This is a genomic window from Paraburkholderia panacisoli (assembly GCF_008369935.1).
GTDB lineage: Bacteria > Pseudomonadota > Gammaproteobacteria > Burkholderiales > Burkholderiaceae > Paraburkholderia > Paraburkholderia panacisoli.
Window position 1 is genome coordinate 47,997 of the sequence record NZ_VTUZ01000041.1, and the last position, 16,423, is coordinate 64,419.

A 16,423-nucleotide genomic window follows, 5' to 3' on the forward strand; every position below is an offset into this window, starting at 1 on the left:
CTCGGGAATGTCCAATCAGGAGGGCGGACATTCGGCGCGGGGACGGCAATGGGCGACTCATCGGCCGTTGTAAGCGTCGGGCTACTGATTCTTCAAATTTGCCAGCAGCGCTCTTGCCGCCTTGAGATCCGCCAAATCGCGGCCTTGCGTGATCACCTCGTAGGCGGGTTGCAACACGCAGCACGCCTTTCCTGGTTCGCCGCTGTCGGCGAGCAGCCGCGCAAGGCTCATGGCCGCCCGGAGCTTCGGCAGTTTCGAGCCTTGCTTATCGGCAGCCGCGATCGCCTCGCGAAAGCACGTTTCGGCTTCAGGGAGCCTGGAGCGCGCGAGCATCGCCAGAAGCTCGCCTTTCAGGCGCAGCATCTCGGGAAGCTGGAACCGTCCGCCGCGCTCGTTTGCGGTGACCAGTGCCCGGTCGATCTCCTTGAGTCCGGCGTCGGGTTTACCTGCCTTGCCGAGTGCTTCGCCGAGCAGCGCGACGAAGTACGGCAGTCCCATTTCCGCGCCGGTCGCGCTGATTGCCGCGATGCCTTCGCGCATCCGCTCAATTCCTTCGTCGAGATCGCCGAGTTCCGCGAGAGCCCAGCCGAGCTGAAAAGTCCCTTGGGAAAGGAGCAGTGGCAAAAGATACTCCTCGCAGACCGCGATCTCGCGCTGCGCCCAATGCTTCGCGGGCTCCGGTTCACGGCGCAGCATGTGCGCGAAACTGTACGCCCAGTGTGCCAGTGCGGTCGTGAGCGGGTGCTCGAGTTGCTGCGCGAGCGTCAGAGCGTCTTCGCAAATCAGGAGCGACCGGTCGGGATACCCGCAGAGGCACTGGGTCAGGGCCGAGAAGCACCGGCAGCACACGCCCGGATCGTGGCCTGAATAGGTGTAGGTCAGTGCGTGATCCCGCTCGCGTTCGTAAAGCGATATCCCCTCTGTGGAGTGGAAATGGGCACTGGCGTATTCGCCCATGAAGAAGCTGTTCGTCCAGAAGAGGTGATGCGTCTCGATGCGCGCGCCAAAATCCTTCGAGCCTGCGGTCAGCTCGACACACCGTTCGCCAAGTTCGCGCGCGATCTTCGACTCGCCCCGGATCATGCGATATTGACCCTCACCGCGCAAGACGGCGAACAGCTCGCGCTGGTCTTTCAGCTCTTCGCATAGCACTCGCGCTCGCGTGTACGCGTTCAGAACCTCCGTGGCTGCCCAACCCTTCGCCGCCATCATCGTCACGCCCATGGCTTTCTGATAGTCGAGCTCCTGCCTGAGCCGCGCGTGCGATCTGGGCAAGGTTCCGATGATGTCTAGCCCCTTGTTCAAATACTGGATCGCCTGCTGATATGCAGAGCGCTGAATCGCCTTGACGGCTGACCGATAGAGATAGGGAACGGCCTTGTCCCATTGCTCACCGCCGAGGGCGTGATGTGCGAGGCGCTCCACATGCTCGTCCAGGCGTTCCCCATAGAGCCCCTCGAGCGTCTCGACGAGCTGCACATGTACCGTGCGCCGCCGCTCCTTGAGCACACTCGCGTACGCGACCCGATGCGTGAGGGCATGCTTGAACGTGTATTGCGGCTCCGGCAGCAAACGGGTCTGATAGAGGAACTCCGCGGCCTGCAGGTCGGCGAGGAGTTCGAGAAGTCGATCCCGATCAAGATTGGAGATCGGCTCCAAAAGCTCTACAGGAACGTCCTGGCCAATCACGGCTGCCATCTGTAGCAGCGCCTTCTGCTCGGCCGGCAAGCGATCGATCCGCGACGCGAGAACCGCGTGCACCGTGGAAGGAATCTCAAATGTTTCGAACGATCGGACTGCGCGGTATGCACCGGGGCTGCCCGCAAGCGCACCGGTGTCCGCGAGCGCACGGACCGACTCTTCAAGGAAAAGCGGCGTCGTTCCCGTGCGCTCGATCAGTTGTCTGCGAAGCTCAACGAGCTGGCGATCGTCACCCAGCAACGTGCGCAGCAAAAGGTCGGCATTTTCCGCGCTGAGAGCGTTCATGCGCAGCTGGGAGAAGTAGCTCTTCGAGAACCACTCGTGCCGATACTCTGGTCGATGGGTAACGAGGAGCAGCACGCGAGAGACAGCGAGCGTGTCGACCAGATGATCGAGCACGGCCTGCGTGCCGGCATCGCTCCAGTGCATGTCTTCCACGACCAGGATCAGGGGCTGCACCTCGCTCTCGCGCATCATCAGCGCTGTCACCGCCTCCAGGGTGCGCTTACGCTTTTGCGGCGGGCTCAACATCGACCACTGAGGGTCGTCCGGCGGGAGATCCAGCAGCGCAGCCAACGCAGGAAGAGCGGGTGCAAGCGCGCGGTCGAGGACTTCGACGCCACGACGCAGTTTTTCGCCCGCTTCCGCCTGCGTGTCGCGTTCCCCGATCCTGAACCGCGTGCGTAGCAGATTCGCAATGGGACCGTAGGTCGCCCTCGAATCGAATGATGTCGCGCCCGTCTCCAGTATCGTCCACCCGGCCGCGCACCGGGTATGGACAAACTCATGCACGAGGCGCGACTTTCCCATCCCCGGTTCACCGACGATCGCGCTCACCTGCCCAGAGCCGCGCGCGGCGTAGCTGAGCAGCTCTCTGAGTTGAGCCATTTCGGCGTCGCGGCCGACGAACCGCGTGAGGCCCCGTGCAATGCGCGCGTCCCAGCGCAGACGCAGCGCGGACTTAGTGCGAAGTGTGAAGAGCTCCACCGGAGTCGGCCCGCCCTCGAGCAGCTTCGCCGCGTGCCCCGAGAGTTCGACGAATCCCTCCGCGCATCGGACGGCATCTGCAGTAAGGCCAATCTCGCCGGCGGCGAGTGCAGCGTCGATGTGGCTCGCGAGCTGCGGCACGGGACCGACGGCGTCGTAGTGGCGCGACCGACCGTCGTCGATCGTGCGGACGACCGCCTCGCCAGAATGAATGCCGATCCGTACATCCAGGGGCCGATGAGCGCGCGACGGGATCTTCTCCCGCATCGCGAGCGCCGCGTAGCAAGCCCGAACCGCATGGTCCTCGTGTGCCAGAGGAGCGCCGAACAATGCCGTCACCCCATCGCCTCGAACATGGGTGATCGTGCCGTCGAAACGCTTGACCGCCTCGACCATGACCTCAAGAACAGGATCGATACGTTCGAGCGCCGCCTCGATGTCCTGATCGTCGACGGCTTCACGGATGTGCGCGCAGAGCACAGTGAGCTGCTTGCGCTCGGCGGGAAGCACCGGGACACGGTCGTCTGGTCCGTCGCCCCTGGCCAAGGCGGTCTCTGATGGTCCGGCGAGACGCTGGTCGGCCGGGGGAGCGGTTGTCGCGCGAGGCGCGCCGCGAAGGGCGAATGCGCGGGGGATTTCCGCCGCCAGTCGTCGTGTTTCCTCGGCTGGGGCAATCCCGAGTTCGGCGCTCAGGATGTGAGCGCACTCCTGATACTGACGAAGGGCGGCATCTCGTCGTCCAGTTCGCGAATACAGGCGAATGAGCGCGGCATGAGCCCATTCGAGCAAGGGGTCGAGTGCCAGCAATCTCGCTGCAACCGGGATCGCGCTATCGAATTGGTCCACTCGCTCGTAGTGGCTGACGAGGTCAGAAAAGGCCTGCACCGCACACTCGTGATAACGCCGCCGCTCAGCCGTCATCCACTGCTCGAAGTGTTCTTCACGCAGGCTGAACCCGTCGAGCAATTGACCTCGGTAGAGTGCAACTGCCTGCTCCAGGGATTCTCTGGAGCGTTCAACCGCGAGTTGCGCGAATTGCAACGCGTCGACTTCCACAGCTCGCGCGTCGAGCCAGACAGTATTTGAGTCTGCATTGAGCAGGGCGAGCACGCTCGAAAGCGTCCTGCGCAGGCTCGAAAGGGTCTGGCGCAGGCTCGCACGCGCCTGTTCTTCTGCGCTGCGGTCCCAGAACGTTGCAGCCAGTTGCTCGCGTGAGCGCAGCATGCCGGGCGACAGGGCGAGGTAGGCCAGGAAGGCCTTGCTCTTCCGGGTCGGAAAATCCAGCGGCGTATCAGCCCCGGCGACCTGAATGTTCAGACCACCGAGGACTGCGATCGTGAGCCGGGTCATGTCAAGTGTGAGGTGAAGTGTCGCGGCATAAACAGTCTACTACTCGCGGACGCACCGGATTCGAGCCCGGCGCCGGTTCTCCCACGGTGGTGTCGCGTGCCTTGCCTTGTTTTTTGACGGCTTTTTTACGCGTTTCAGCACGCAATTCACGGATCAATCACGTCGGCTACGGACACTTCACACATCAAATAGATGTTCCGCAGCGCGAAAGGATGGCGCGCCGTGTTTTCCGAAAATGATCAGCTCGATGCGAGCCAGGCTGTACGCGATGAACTCGCTGCGGCGAACGGTTTCGGCGTTACCACGGTGACCATGCATGACGTCGGTGAATGGCGACGCGCGTCGAGCCCGAATCCGAGGGCGGACATCAATTTTTGCAGTTTTGCGACGCGACCAGCCAGGCACCGCGCCGCGCGCACCCTACGGGCCGAAGGCTCGTCGCCTGGCTGCCCTATACGTATCCGACCGGAAGGCGAGTGTTTGATGTCCGGGGCGCATCGAACGTGTCAGCCGTACTTGAAACTCAAATGACTGGAGATGTTGAAATGGAAGTTCTAACTGATTGGCATCAAATCGACACCGACCGATACGCCAGGTGCATCGCAGCGTCCAGGCGAGTTCGCTGGGACATCGACCGCGACGTGATTCGCGGCCGAACCTTTGACTTTACCGAGAAGTTCCTGCCAGACAGTCTTTCGAAGGTCGATCGTCTCCTCGTCCTGACCGCTGACGAGCAACGCCTGCTCAGTCAGATTCAGGGCCGGACCTACGCCAACATGTTCGGCCTGGTGGAACGCTTCATCGCGGCCAAAGTACTCGAGGTGAGCGGCAACTACCGGCTGGGCGACCAGAACGCGCTGGAAGCACTCGTACGGTTCGGTGATGAAGAGCTCAAGCACCAGGAGCTGTTTCGCCGCATCGAGCGCATGTGCGCAGAGGGGATGCCGGACGGCTACGCCTTTTTACCGGAGCCCAATAGCGTCGCATCGGTTGTGCTCGCCAAGTCCACATGGGCCGTGCTCGCCCTGACCTGTCATATCGAGCTCTTCGTGCTGGCGCATTATCGCGAGAGCATCGGCGCTGGCGCAAATTCGTCCGGATTGTGGAAGGACGTCTTTCTATACCACTGGCGAGAGGAATCGCAGCACGCGATTCTCGACGAAATGGAGTGGCGGCGCGAACACGCCCAACTCTCTCCTGAGGAACGCGACCGGGCGGTGACTGATCTGATTGAACTGGTAGGTGCCGTCGATGGATTGCTGCAGATGCAGGCTCGCGCCGACGCGGACTACTTCCTCAAAGTCTGCGGAAGATCGTTCTCGCAGTGCGACGAGGAATGCGTGCGCACAAGTCTGCTTGCGGCCTATAGATGGCAATACATTATTTCCGGCGTGCAGGAACCCCGCTTCAGACAGATCCTCGGCAGCATGATCACCGAAAGCCAGGCGGCTCGCATCGAAACCGCGATGGCGCCAATCATGAGTTGACGCAGACACGCGAGTGACCGGGACCTGCATTTGTCGCGGTCGCTCGCCAGCGCAGAGACGATGTATTGCTTTCGACGAATCGGCACCGAGCCTTGTCAACCTGAGCGCAATGGACGCAAGTCGGCGCGACGTGCGAGGCGCTCAAAATGGAGTTTAATCATGTTGCCATTTCTTTCCCTTCACGCTCTCGCAGCCCAACGCGGCGATGGGCTGCGCCCCGAACTGCTCGCCTTGTTCGAACGCCATGCCAGGGCAGAAGCGGGCCTCTCGGCCATCATCGAACCTGTCGAAACTGGGTCCCCGTATCAGGTTGTCGACGTCGTTCCCGAACACGCTGCGACGAAGCCCGAGGCCGATGAGTCATCGGCGAGCGTCTCGTGCTGGCTGGACCCCGTCGGACGATGAACTCCCGTAGACACCCACAGTAGAGGTCAGCATGCCGCGACCGTTCGCGTCAAGCGCCCCACCGCGATGGAGTCCGACCGCCTCGCAACACGTTCGATAGCCACGATATGGCTGAGTGCCGTGCAGAACGTCTCGTCGATACTGCGCTCCGCATCCAGCGCGACAACGCCGTTGACCTCGAACACGTCGCGATAGGCCGCCACTTGACGCATCAGAAAGCTCATCGGCGGCGGCTGGTCGTTCTCATCGTTCCTTGCCCGCACGCGGCGATGTGAAGTCGCGCCGGAAACGTTCAGGCCGAAGGCGACGTCGGGACGCAACAGATGGCCAGCGATGCTGTGGAGTACAGGTGCAGTCTCAGCGGGATCGGAACGCGTACCGATTTCAGCCTGAGACGTGAACACGTAGCGGTCGCAAAAAACGACGTCGCCGCGTTCCAGTGCCGGTATGACCGTGTCGGTCATATGCTGGACGAGGTCTCCCATGATGGACAGCAGAATGCCCAGCATGTCGACGCGCCGTCCGCCTCCGTCGGGTCCGGAACCGGAGCCCGATCTATGCCAACTGCTGTCGACCAGATGTCGGAACACCGCATCTTTGCGGATCCGACGGGTCGGCGTAAACGTCGTCACGCAGTTGAGTCCCGCACGCGTGCACGCGCCTTCGAGGCTTTCCATGAGTGAAGATTTCCCCGCTCCATCCACACCGCACAACGTGATTAGCACGCCCGGATAAACGTGCGGTTTGAGCTTCAGCGCTTCGAAGACACCAGTCGACATGTGATCACCTCAGACCAAAACTTCGCGTGACTCCGCGAGCATCTCGTCACGCGCCTCGATCGGCGCGAGGACCGCTGTGAAGTGCTTGAGCATCGGTGGTGCGGAGACGATGCGCATGCCCCGAATCGCATCGCGTCGCTCGTAGACCCGGATCAACGCTGCGGCAACCGCAGCGAGGTGGCTATCGGTGTAAACGCGGCGAGGAATAGCCAGCCTCAGCAGTTCCAGCCTCGGGGGGTTGACCGTCCCCGTCGACGGATCTTCTTTCAGGAACGCCAATGAGCCCAGACCGACAGCGCGCACACCACCCTCGAGATAAAGCTCGGCAGCCAGCGCCTCGGCCGGGAATTCCGAGCGCGTCAGGTGCGGCAGGAAGGCGGCCGCATCGACATACACCCCGTGTCCACCAGTCGGCCTCAGTATCGGAACGCCACCGGCAAGCAGTCGCTCCCCTAGCCGTTCGACCTGACGCACGCGGTGCTGAAGGTATTCGTCGTCGACCATCTCGCGCAGACCGATCGCGAGCGCCTCAAGATCGCGGCCTGCCATCCCTCCGTAGGTGATGAAGCCTTCGTGCAGCACAAGGAGCGGCACGACCTGCTCGTAAAGCGTCCGCGACCGTGTCGCGAGCAAGCCGCCGATGTTGACTAGCGCATCCTTTTTGCAACTGAACGTGCAGCCCTCGGCATAGGAAAACTGCTCCTTGAGAATGTCTGCCACCGACCGGTTCGCATAGCCGCTTTCGCGCTGCTGGATGAAGTAGGCATTCTCTGCGCAGCGCGCCGCATCGAAGTACACCGGAATCGCAAACTCATCGGCCAACGCCCTCACCGCGCGCAGGTTCGCCATCGATACCGGCTGGCCGCCGCCCGCGTTGTTCGTCAGCGAGACCATGATCAGCGGAACGTTGTCGCGCCCTTCGCTCTCGATCACGTTGCGTAGCTTTTGCACATCCACGTCGCCCTTGAACGGGTGCTCGACAGCGGGTTGGTAGCTGATTTCGGCGACGCACGATATTGAGGTACCGCCGGCAATCGATACATGTGCTTCGGTCGAATCGAACGGCGCGTTGAACGGCACCACCTGCCCCGGGCGCACGAGGGTCCGAAACAGGAAGTGCTCGGCCGGCCGGCCCTGGTGGGTCGGCAATACGTAGTCGAAGCCGAGCATGTCCCGCACGGCCTGCGTCAACTTCGTAAAACTGCGGGAACCGGCATACGACTCATCGCCGGTCATGATGCCTGCCCACTGGTTCGCGCTCATCGCCGAGGTACCGCTGTCCGTCATCAGATCGATGTAGACATCGTCTGCTTCGAGGCGAAACACGTTGTACCCGGCAGCGGCAAGCCGCGCTTGCCGTTGATCGCGGTCGATCAGCCTGATCGGCTCGACCATCTTGATCCTGTACGGCTCAGGTTGGCTTTCTGAAAGCATGCACTCCTCCTGCGTTGAAAGTACGCGGGCCATCGGATGACTGGCCGCTTCGGGCATCGCACACCGCATCAGACGGTTTGCTCGATCGGCAAAACCGCGATCGGGGTCCGCTCCGGGGCGCCGCCATCCGCGCCTGCGCCGTGAAGGCCGCGACCGTTGTGGGCATGGGCCGCTTCGAAGCGCTTCTCGATCCGGTTCAGAATCGACCAATACGCGCCGCGCTCGCCTTGCGCGATCGCTTCGACCAGCGCGTCATTCGCGTTGTAGTTGAAGAGACTCGCATTGGTCCCGAAGAACCGCCGGTCATTGCCGATCAGATCGGCAATGAATTTCTGCGGATCCGGGCCCAATGAGGTCGGCAGATAGAACACCGGATGCAAAAGATCGTCGTTCCCTTCGATATGGCCGTGAAGATTCGGATTCCCGACGTTCAGGCCTTCGCTGCGGATCATCTGCTCGAGTTCGGTCCCCGGGAAAATCCTCAGCCCGACCGTCACCGAAACGCGCTCCGGATCGACCCGCTTGATGAACTCGATCGACTCCCGCGCGGTTTCCTGGGTCTCGCCGGGCGCGCCGAACAGCAGCTCGATGATGTGCTCGAGGCCGTGGCGCTTCGCCGTATTGACCGCAGCTTCGATGTCGGGGGCGCCAAAAGTGCGGCGGAGTATCTTCAGCATCGTTTCGCTGGCGCTGTCGACGCCGAAGTTCATGCCGACACAACCGGCTGCTTTCATCGCGGCCGCCAGCTCATCGGGAAACGGCCGCGGCATACCGTATGCATACCACTGGATTTTGCCGGCGAGCCCGTGTCGAATGATGGCCGCGCACAGCGCAAGAGGATGCGCGACGCTCAGATTGAATTCCGAGTCGTTGATGTGAAAGACGTTGACCCCACGCTCGACCAGCGATGCCATCTCAGCGACGACATCATCGGGTTCGCGCATGCGCACCGTGCGGCCTTTGATCAGCGGCTCGACGCAATAGATGCACGAGCGGTTGCAGCCGCGCTTCGTTTCGATGCCGATCTGGCCGCCTTTGGCGAAATAGTGCTCGTTGTTGACCAGCTCACGTTTGTGGGGCCCTAGCGTGGCTAGCGGTCCGCACCCGTTCGGGGCGAGCGGCGTAGCGTGCACGCCAGCCGTATCGCGGTAGACCACACCGGGTATATGCGTGAAACTCCTGCCTTCTTCGAGGCAGGTCAGCAGTTCGGGAAAGCTGAATTCGCCTTCCCTGACGATGCCGAAGTCGGCGTCGAGGTAGGCGAGCAATTTTTCCGGCATCACCGAGTAACCCGCCCCCCCCATCACGATCGGGACCGCGCGCGCACGCCGAAGCAGCGCGACGATGTCCCTGATTCTCTCAAGAAAGCTGTAGCCGCTGGAAAAGTAGACGTCGTCGGTATTTCGCAGCGTCACCCCCCAGAAATCCGGTGCGGCCGTGCGGCAGTGCGCGGCAATGGCCGCCTCGCAGTCGTCGGAGAAGCAGAGGTCGAGCAAATTGAGCTCGAACCCCGCTCGCTCCATCGGCGCCGACAGGTAGTCGAACGCAATCGGCGCAATCGCCGGTTTGATCTGGTTCGTGTTGACGAAGGTGACGCGCTTGGCCATGTTCGATCGGCTCCAGGAGAAGGGTTCGCGAGGGTTCGCCGAAACGCGGCTAGCCGGCGACGTCGATGGACATTTTCTGGCCCGCGCGCGCCACGGTCATCTCGCTCATGAACTCACTGAACCGATGCATCATCACCGCTGCGAGGTGCTTCGCCTTTTCCTCGCAGTCGGAGAATGCATAGAAGCCCGGACCAGCGCTGCTCATCCCCGCATACACCGCGCCCTCGCGTTGCATCGTCTGGTCGAACTCAAGCATCACGTCGGTCCGGAAAATGCCCTCGAGCACCTTCATGTTGCTCATGCTGTTGAGCTCCCAGCCGTGCTTCAGAAACGCAAAGAGGTCGTTGCGATGCAGTGCCGGCCGCAATTTCTTTTCGATGAACTCGCGCCACGCGATGCCGTAACGCTTCTGCCACTCGACAAAATGCGTCGGCACGAAGCCCGCCTCGGTGGTGCCGGACATGTCCGCGCCCTCGCCATGGGCACGCAGCGCTTCGGTCGACAGCGTGTCGTAATTGCCGACGGCGGTGGTCACCCAAAGGTTTTCCGAACTCAGGTTGCCGAGGAAACGGCCGTTGCCGTGCTTCTCGTCGACCCAGACCAGGCCGCCGAAAAACAGGCACGCTTCGCCGACGCCGGTCTCGAGGCCGAAATACACATGCTCGTCATCCTTCGCGTTCTCGACGTAGTTGCGGGTGATCATTTCCCACATGTCGTGTGGCGAAAACGGAGAGCCGAACAACGCGTTCAAGCCGGCGAGCGTCGCGGTGTTGAACGAGACATTCGAGCCGAAGCCGCTGTGCTTGTGCTGGATGCTGTGCATCCGATCAACACGGATGTCGTCGCGTGCATAGCCAACGGCTCGCTTGAACAACTCGAGCATGTGACGCCCGCTCGGCACGTCGCAGCCGCCCTCGCCGCTCGTCGTCCGGGTGACGGTGATCCGGTGTCCGACCGTGCTGGTCGACACGCCGAGCCCGCCGCCGCCGAAGCCAGGCGCCATCTGCATAAAGTCGAATACCGCGAAGTGAAGGCGCCCCGGCACCGAGACCTCTGCATGATCGTAGCTCGGTAGCGCCTCGCGCTCCCAGTGCGGCAGCACAGTCAAATTCGCTCCCGGCAGGAACTGCCCCGTTTTTGCCTTCCACGCCTGATTCATTGCTCTACCTCCATCCTCGTGAGTATTCGTTTGCCAGACGTTTCTCGACCATTTACCTGGCTCTACGAACTTAAATGCGCAACCGGTCTTTGTCTCATGACGGCGGACATCGCAAACATCATGAACATCGCGGACACGCTGCCCCGCAGCCATCGATTGTTCGCGCTCATCGTGCACGGTTCGTGCCAGGCACTCTTCTGCGACACGCGGTTAGTCCTCGTTCGAGGCAATGACGAAAGCAGCCAGCCCGATTTCAAAAGGCACCGCAATGCCGGAGAACGTATAGACGTTCAGGGCGCGGTGGATGAACCAGCCCGGCATCAGACGTCCTGCTGGCGACCTGCAACCAACAGATGGGCTTCACCTGTTGGCCCGGCACCGACATCCAGGCCGCGGCGACCGGCTCCCCGAACGTGCGTCGACAAATCGCAGGACCCGCCTGAATCCGCGCGATACCGGCGACCCTCTTTTGAAATCCGGCCGCTCCGTTCCGTCACTGCAGGGAAGTGGATGCCCTTCGCGCTGCCCACGAATGACTGGCATGAATCATGCGAAAAGTCGCCACAGGCAGTGGCCGTCTTAGCACGATTCCCCTTTGCCGTATCCGAACCCGAATCGCATGGCATCGGTCGATTGCCAGTCGTGACTCGCCCTCTTGATCTTTGACGGGAGCCGCAGATGACAGCAACCTTGAATGGCAACGCGCTGGCGCGACGCCGCATCGATTGGCCGCGCGCTTTGCGGGCGATCAAGGCGCTGAGAGCAAATACAGACGATATTCAGCATGCCTATGAAGTGATGATCGCGCTCGACGGCGGCCAGATGGAGACGATGTACCAGCGTTTTCTCAGCGAGCCGGGCGCCGCGGCGCTGCTTTCCGAGCAGCCGTCACTGCTCGCCACGCTCGGGGATTCCGACACGCTGCTCGACTTGCCGCCGGGCTCGTTCGGCCGCGCTTACATGGCGATGATGGAGCACAGCGGCTATCGCGCCGATGGTCTGCTTCAGGCGAGCCGGCTGGCCGCGGGCCTCGAAGAAATCCTCCCCGGCCCGGACCGTCAGTGGTTCATCGAGCGCAGCGGCTGCATTCATGACCTGCTGCACGTGCTGACAGGCTATGGGCAGGACTGGGCCGGCGAGACCTCGCTTCTCGCGTTCGACTGCGGCCTCGAACCGATGCGTGCGCGCCTCGTGGGTCTGCTCGGCACCGCGCTGACTGCGCCGTGGTGGCCGAACTTCTGGGTCCATCGTTTTCTGCGCCGCGCGTGGCTGCGTGGGAAGCGCGCCCGCATTCCCCTTTCATACCGCTGGGAAGTCGCGTTACAGCTGCCACTCGAAGCCGTCCGCTCCGAGCTGGCGATCGAGCCGGTCGCGCTCGCCCACCCACAGGGCATCCTGGCCGGCGGCCAGACGCTGCCGTGGCGCTACGCCGCGTCGAGCAACGCGTGAACAGAGAGGATCCCAGCATGGCCAGCACACCGAAGAATGCGTCGACGCGAAACAGCGTATTCGAAATCGTACGCACACAGCTTCTGCACGTCTGCCGCGAGCATCAGCGCGACTTCGACGCCGAGATTCACCTTGAGAGTTCACTCATCGCCGATCTCGGCCTCGACTCGCTATCGCTCGTCGAAGCGGTTGTCGCACTCGAGCAGGCGTTCGGCATCGAGCGCCTACCGCTAGAAGCGTTGAACGAAGGAGGCAACGAAGCGTATTTCACAGTCGGATCGCTGGTGGACCTGTGCATCCGGCACGCCGCAGTCTGTGTCGCCGCCGATGAGGGGATGCGCGCATGAGCCCGCGTCTTTCTCTGGCCACCTCGCATACCCGGCGTGGCCGGCTTGCCGCTGCGGCAGCCGCTTTCGGCAACACGCTCGGCCGCATACCGCTGGCGGCCGAGGCCATGCCGATCGCCGGCGCGTTCATCTGCTCGCTTCTGCTGTACGGACGGATAGCCGGCGTCGCCCTCGAACCGGGCTGGCGTGTACTGGCCGGCCTTGCGTCCTTCTTCCTGCTGTTCGTCCAGCTTCGCCTGATCGACGACCTCGACGACCTCGAACGCGACTATCCCGCCGGACACGCGCTGTCGGCGCGACGCGCGGCACTGCGTGCACGCCTGCTCGCCAGCCTCGCGGCAGGCGCGATCCTGCTCGTTGCGCTGAACAGCGCAATGGAGCACGCATGGACAGCCGCCGCTGCTGCCACCGCACTGGCCTTCGCCGCCCCTTTCGCTTTCAAGCGGCTGTTCCCGACCCGTCCGTTGCTCTGCTTACCCGCTTTCGAAGGTGCGCCATTCGCCATCTTCATGTACTGCTATTTCTTATGGCGCGATATGGCCGACCGCGAATTGAGCTTCTACGTTGTCGTGTGCGTAGCGGGTTCGATGTGGACCGGCTACGAGTTCTGGAAGTTCTCGCGCAAGGTTGGCACCACTGCACTGCAGCCCTATCACCTCTCTGCGCGCGCAGTCCGGGTCGCGCTGAATGCCCTCCTGATTCTGGCGCTGAGCGTCAACGTGTCGCTTGCACACCTGGCAGGCCTGTCGCAAACGTACTCAATCTATGCCGCGACCTTGCCACTCGTGTGGCTCGTCTGGCTCAACGCGCGCTGGCCGGGCCCCGCGAGCAGGCCGGGCCGGCCACGCTGGGCCGGCACCCGCTTCGTCGTCGCCGTCGAGTTCGGACTGCTGGCCGGGCTTCTCCTCAAATGACATGCAACTCTGGATGGTCCTCCACAATGAATAAGCACGTTCTCGTCACCGGTGCGCGAGGTCTGCTGGGCGCCGAAGTGATCGCCCGGCTGACGGCAATGGGATACCCGGTCGTCGCATTTCTGCGCTCCGATGGTCCAGTTGTCCGCAACGACGGCACGCCGCTCGCAGCAACGCCGTACCGCGGCCACACGCCCGCTGCCGGAACCCTCGCATGTGTGCAAGGCGACGTCGCCGAAACCCACCTTGGGCTCGATGCGGAAACTTACGATGCACTGCGCGCGGCGACAGCCGCGATCGTCCACTGTGCCGCGCTGACCAGCTTTGGGCGCAAGCCCGAGGTCTACGAGGCAATCAACTTTCGCGGCACCGAGCGCATCGTCGAGTTCGCGCAACGACGCAGCGATGCGCCGATTCCGCTGCTCTATGTGAGCACCGCCTATGTCTGCGGCGAGCGCCCCGGCGTGTTCAGCGAGGACGATCTCGAACTTGGCCAGCGTCTGGGCAACCCGTATGAGCAGAGCAAGTACCGCGCGGAACAGTCGGTGCGAGCGGCGATGCGCACCGGCCTGCCCGCGGCGGTCCTGCGCCCGTCGATCATCGTTGGCGACTCGGCGACCGGCGTGATCCGCAAGTTCGACACGCTCTACACCGTCGTGCGCCTGACGGCCGCGGGACTCGTGCGCACGATGCCCGGCGACTACGGCGCAACGTTGAACATCGTGCCGATCGACTGGGTCGCGGACTGCGTAGTCGAGGCGCTGGCGAAGTTCCCGCTCGTGCGAGGACGCACGCTGCATCTGACTTCGGGCACGCCAACCACGCTGCGCGAAATCAACGACGTATGCGCGGAGTTTCCATCGTTTCACGTACCTCGCTATGTGCCGCGGCACGTCTTCGATGCCGCCGCGATGAAACCGCTCGAGCGGCGTTACTACGATGAGGTCGTGAAACTCTACGAATCGTACCTGACGCGCCAGGTGCGCTTTGCACGAGACGCGACCGCCGCCATCCTGCCGGCTTTGCCGCGCGCGACGGGCAAAACGCTGCTGCGCAGGATCTTTCGTTATGGGATCGCGGCGGGCTACTTTGTGCCGCGCACGGCTTGACGTTTAGGGAGCCTCACCATGTTGATGACTGATCCGATGCTCGCCGACCTCTGGCAAAAATCGCGGGCCGCACTGAGCACCCAGTTCGAACAGCGGGCACCGAGCGCCGTCTTTCTCGAAGGCTCGATCGCCGAAGGCTTCGGTAACGAGCGCTCCGACGTCGACTTCGTCGCGATTGTCGATAGAGGGCTCGAACCGGCCACGATGCCGTACATCCTGTTCATCGACGGCCGCCGGGTCGAAGTGAGATTGCTGAGTCCGGCGCGCCTGCGCCGCGAACTCGCGCAGGTCCGCGAAGCACTGGGCAAAGGCCGTCGTGCGGTTGCGCGCCTGTCATGGAATCTGCTCGAGCGTTGCCAGCGCTTTATCGGCGCGCTGCCGATCGACAACCCGGCGTTGATCGAGACGCTGCAAGCCGGGCTCGGCCGCGAGGCGCTCTGCGAGGCGGTGGCGCTGTGGTTCGACGATTTCGCGCGCCAGACCGGCCGCTATGCGGTGGCGATGTTCGCGCTCGGCGAGCCCGACTACGCACGCGCCTGGATCAGGACCGCCGCGTTTCATGCGGCGAAGAGTCACGTGGCACGCCTCGGCGAGTGCTACATGGGCCCGAAATGGCTGTCGCTGCAACTCGAACGCGCGGCCGTCGACGCCGGCCGCGTCGGCCGTCTCTGGAACCTGCTGCACGCACCGCGCGAGCATGGCGCGGAAAGCGGGTTCCTCGCGGCGGGGGTCGCGCTGATCCGTGAGTTCGGCGTCAACGGTGTGAACCTCGTGGCCGACAACGTGCTGATCGGCCCTGGCAAAGACACGACGACGTGGCAGATTGGCGAGCGAGTCCATGTGCTGCGAGGTAGCGACGTCTTTGCGCTCGACGACGAAGCGGCCCGGGCCTGGCGTGCGATCACCTTCGACACGCCCTGCACGGCCATCGCCAGCGCTGGCGACGCGCAGGCGGCCAGCCGGCGCCGCGCGCTGATCGCCGGGTTCAGCCGGCTGGGCCTCGTCAGCCTGCGCTGGAAGGGCAGCGGAGAAATCCACGCCCGTCAGCAGGCGACTTCGACGCCGGTGTCCCGTGCCCCCTTGATCTCGATCGACGGCGCGCGCCTCGCGGCCGGCCGCGAGACCGGTGCCCAGTTGCTGCCGATGCCCGCTGGACGCTTCGCCGAAGCGGGTCTCGAGATGATCTGGGCCAACATCGGTCTCGAGAACGCGCGCGAGGACGCCCAAGGTGCACTCCAGCGCGGCCAATGGAAGGTGCTCGAGTACGCGCTGCAGCGGATGATGCAGACCGCCTGCATGGTCACGCTCGGGGCGCACGGCGTGACGCCGCAGTCGACGATGGAAGAAGCGACGCTCGACGCGATCCGGCTGCTGCCTCTCGATGCGGCGCTGATCGACGGCATCCGCGAACTCGAACAGTGTTCGATCGGAGCGGCACGCGACGCGCAGCGTTACGTCGCGCTGGCCGATGAGCTGGCGCAGCGGCTGCGCAACCTCGGCGGCGACCCGCAATTTCCGGCGAGCTTCGATACGACGTCGGGTTGGCGCGGGACGATCCACGCCGCCTACGACTGGATCAACCTCGGCGCGCATCTCCACGCGCGCTTCCCGCAGACCGCTCACGGCGGGCGCGGTACCGCCGAGGAAGCGAGAGATCTGCTCGCTTCGTCGAGCACCTGAGCAACGAGGCCCCGA

General features: G+C 63.3%; 12 protein-coding genes. 7 read left to right on the forward strand and 5 right to left on the reverse strand.

What is annotated here, in order from left to right; all coding sequences use genetic code 11:
- Window positions 1-81: 81 nt before the first annotated feature.
- Window positions 82-4,038, reverse strand: a complete 3,957-nt coding sequence (locus FVF58_RS39080; RefSeq protein ID WP_149675016.1) for an AfsR/SARP family transcriptional regulator — start codon at window positions 4,036-4,038, stop codon at window positions 82-84.
- Between the two features lie 545 nt (window positions 4,039-4,583).
- Between FVF58_RS39080 and FVF58_RS39085 the strand changes: the two genes are divergently transcribed.
- Together FVF58_RS39085 and FVF58_RS39090 are read left to right on the forward strand one after the other, a co-directional pair.
- Window positions 4,584-5,525, forward strand: a complete 942-nt coding sequence (locus FVF58_RS39085) for a hypothetical protein (RefSeq protein WP_149675042.1) — start codon at window positions 4,584-4,586, stop codon at window positions 5,523-5,525.
- A 159-nt stretch (window positions 5,526-5,684) separates the two neighbouring features.
- Window positions 5,685-5,930 (forward strand): hypothetical protein, encoded by a 246-nt coding sequence (locus FVF58_RS39090; RefSeq protein WP_149675017.1) that lies wholly within the window; start codon window positions 5,685-5,687, stop codon window positions 5,928-5,930.
- 26 nt (window positions 5,931-5,956) lie between these two features.
- Here FVF58_RS39090 and FVF58_RS39095 read toward each other — a convergent pair whose 3' ends face one another.
- The 4 genes from FVF58_RS39095 to FVF58_RS39110 form a co-directional block, all read right to left on the reverse strand.
- The gene (locus FVF58_RS39095) at window positions 5,957-6,709 is read right to left on the reverse strand and encodes a dTMP kinase (RefSeq protein WP_149675018.1); all 753 of its coding nucleotides are present in this window, start codon (window positions 6,707-6,709) and stop codon (window positions 5,957-5,959) included.
- A gap of 9 nt (window positions 6,710-6,718) precedes the next feature.
- Entirely contained in the window at window positions 6,719-8,143 is a 1,425-nt protein-coding gene (locus tag FVF58_RS39100; RefSeq protein WP_149675019.1) for a tryptophanase, read from the reverse strand.
- A 68-nt stretch (window positions 8,144-8,211) separates the two neighbouring features.
- Window positions 8,212-9,750, reverse strand: coding sequence for a B12-binding domain-containing radical SAM protein (locus tag FVF58_RS39105; protein WP_149675020.1), 1,539 nt, complete (start codon window positions 9,748-9,750; stop codon window positions 8,212-8,214).
- Window positions 9,751-9,799: 49 nt separating this feature from the next.
- A complete protein-coding gene (locus FVF58_RS39110) occupies window positions 9,800-10,909 on the reverse strand; it encodes a hypothetical protein (RefSeq protein WP_149675021.1) in 1,110 nt (369 codons plus the stop codon).
- A gap of 678 nt (window positions 10,910-11,587) precedes the next feature.
- Between FVF58_RS39110 and FVF58_RS39115 the strand changes: the two genes are divergently transcribed.
- The 5 genes from FVF58_RS39115 to FVF58_RS39135 are packed head-to-tail and all read left to right on the forward strand — an operon-like array spanning window position 11,588 to window position 16,408.
- A complete protein-coding gene (locus FVF58_RS39115; RefSeq protein ID WP_149675022.1) occupies window positions 11,588-12,358 on the forward strand; it encodes a Coq4 family protein in 771 nt (256 codons plus the stop codon).
- Window positions 12,359-12,375: 17 nt separating this feature from the next.
- A complete protein-coding gene (locus FVF58_RS39120; RefSeq protein ID WP_149675023.1) occupies window positions 12,376-12,705 on the forward strand; it encodes an acyl carrier protein in 330 nt (109 codons plus the stop codon).
- Window positions 12,702-13,619 carry a hypothetical protein gene (locus FVF58_RS39125; protein WP_149675024.1) on the forward strand — a complete coding sequence of 306 codons (918 nt, stop codon included), beginning with the start codon at window positions 12,702-12,704 and terminating at the stop codon, window positions 13,617-13,619. Before FVF58_RS39120 ends, FVF58_RS39125 begins: the two co-directional genes overlap by 4 nt.
- 26 nt (window positions 13,620-13,645) lie before the next feature.
- Window positions 13,646-14,728, forward strand: a complete 1,083-nt coding sequence (locus FVF58_RS39130) for an SDR family oxidoreductase (RefSeq protein WP_149675025.1) — start codon at window positions 13,646-13,648, stop codon at window positions 14,726-14,728.
- Window positions 14,729-14,746: 18 nt separating this feature from the next.
- Window positions 14,747-16,408 (forward strand): nucleotidyltransferase domain-containing protein, encoded by a 1,662-nt coding sequence (locus FVF58_RS39135; protein ID WP_149675026.1) that lies wholly within the window; start codon window positions 14,747-14,749, stop codon window positions 16,406-16,408.
- Window positions 16,409-16,423 lie beyond the last annotated feature (15 nt).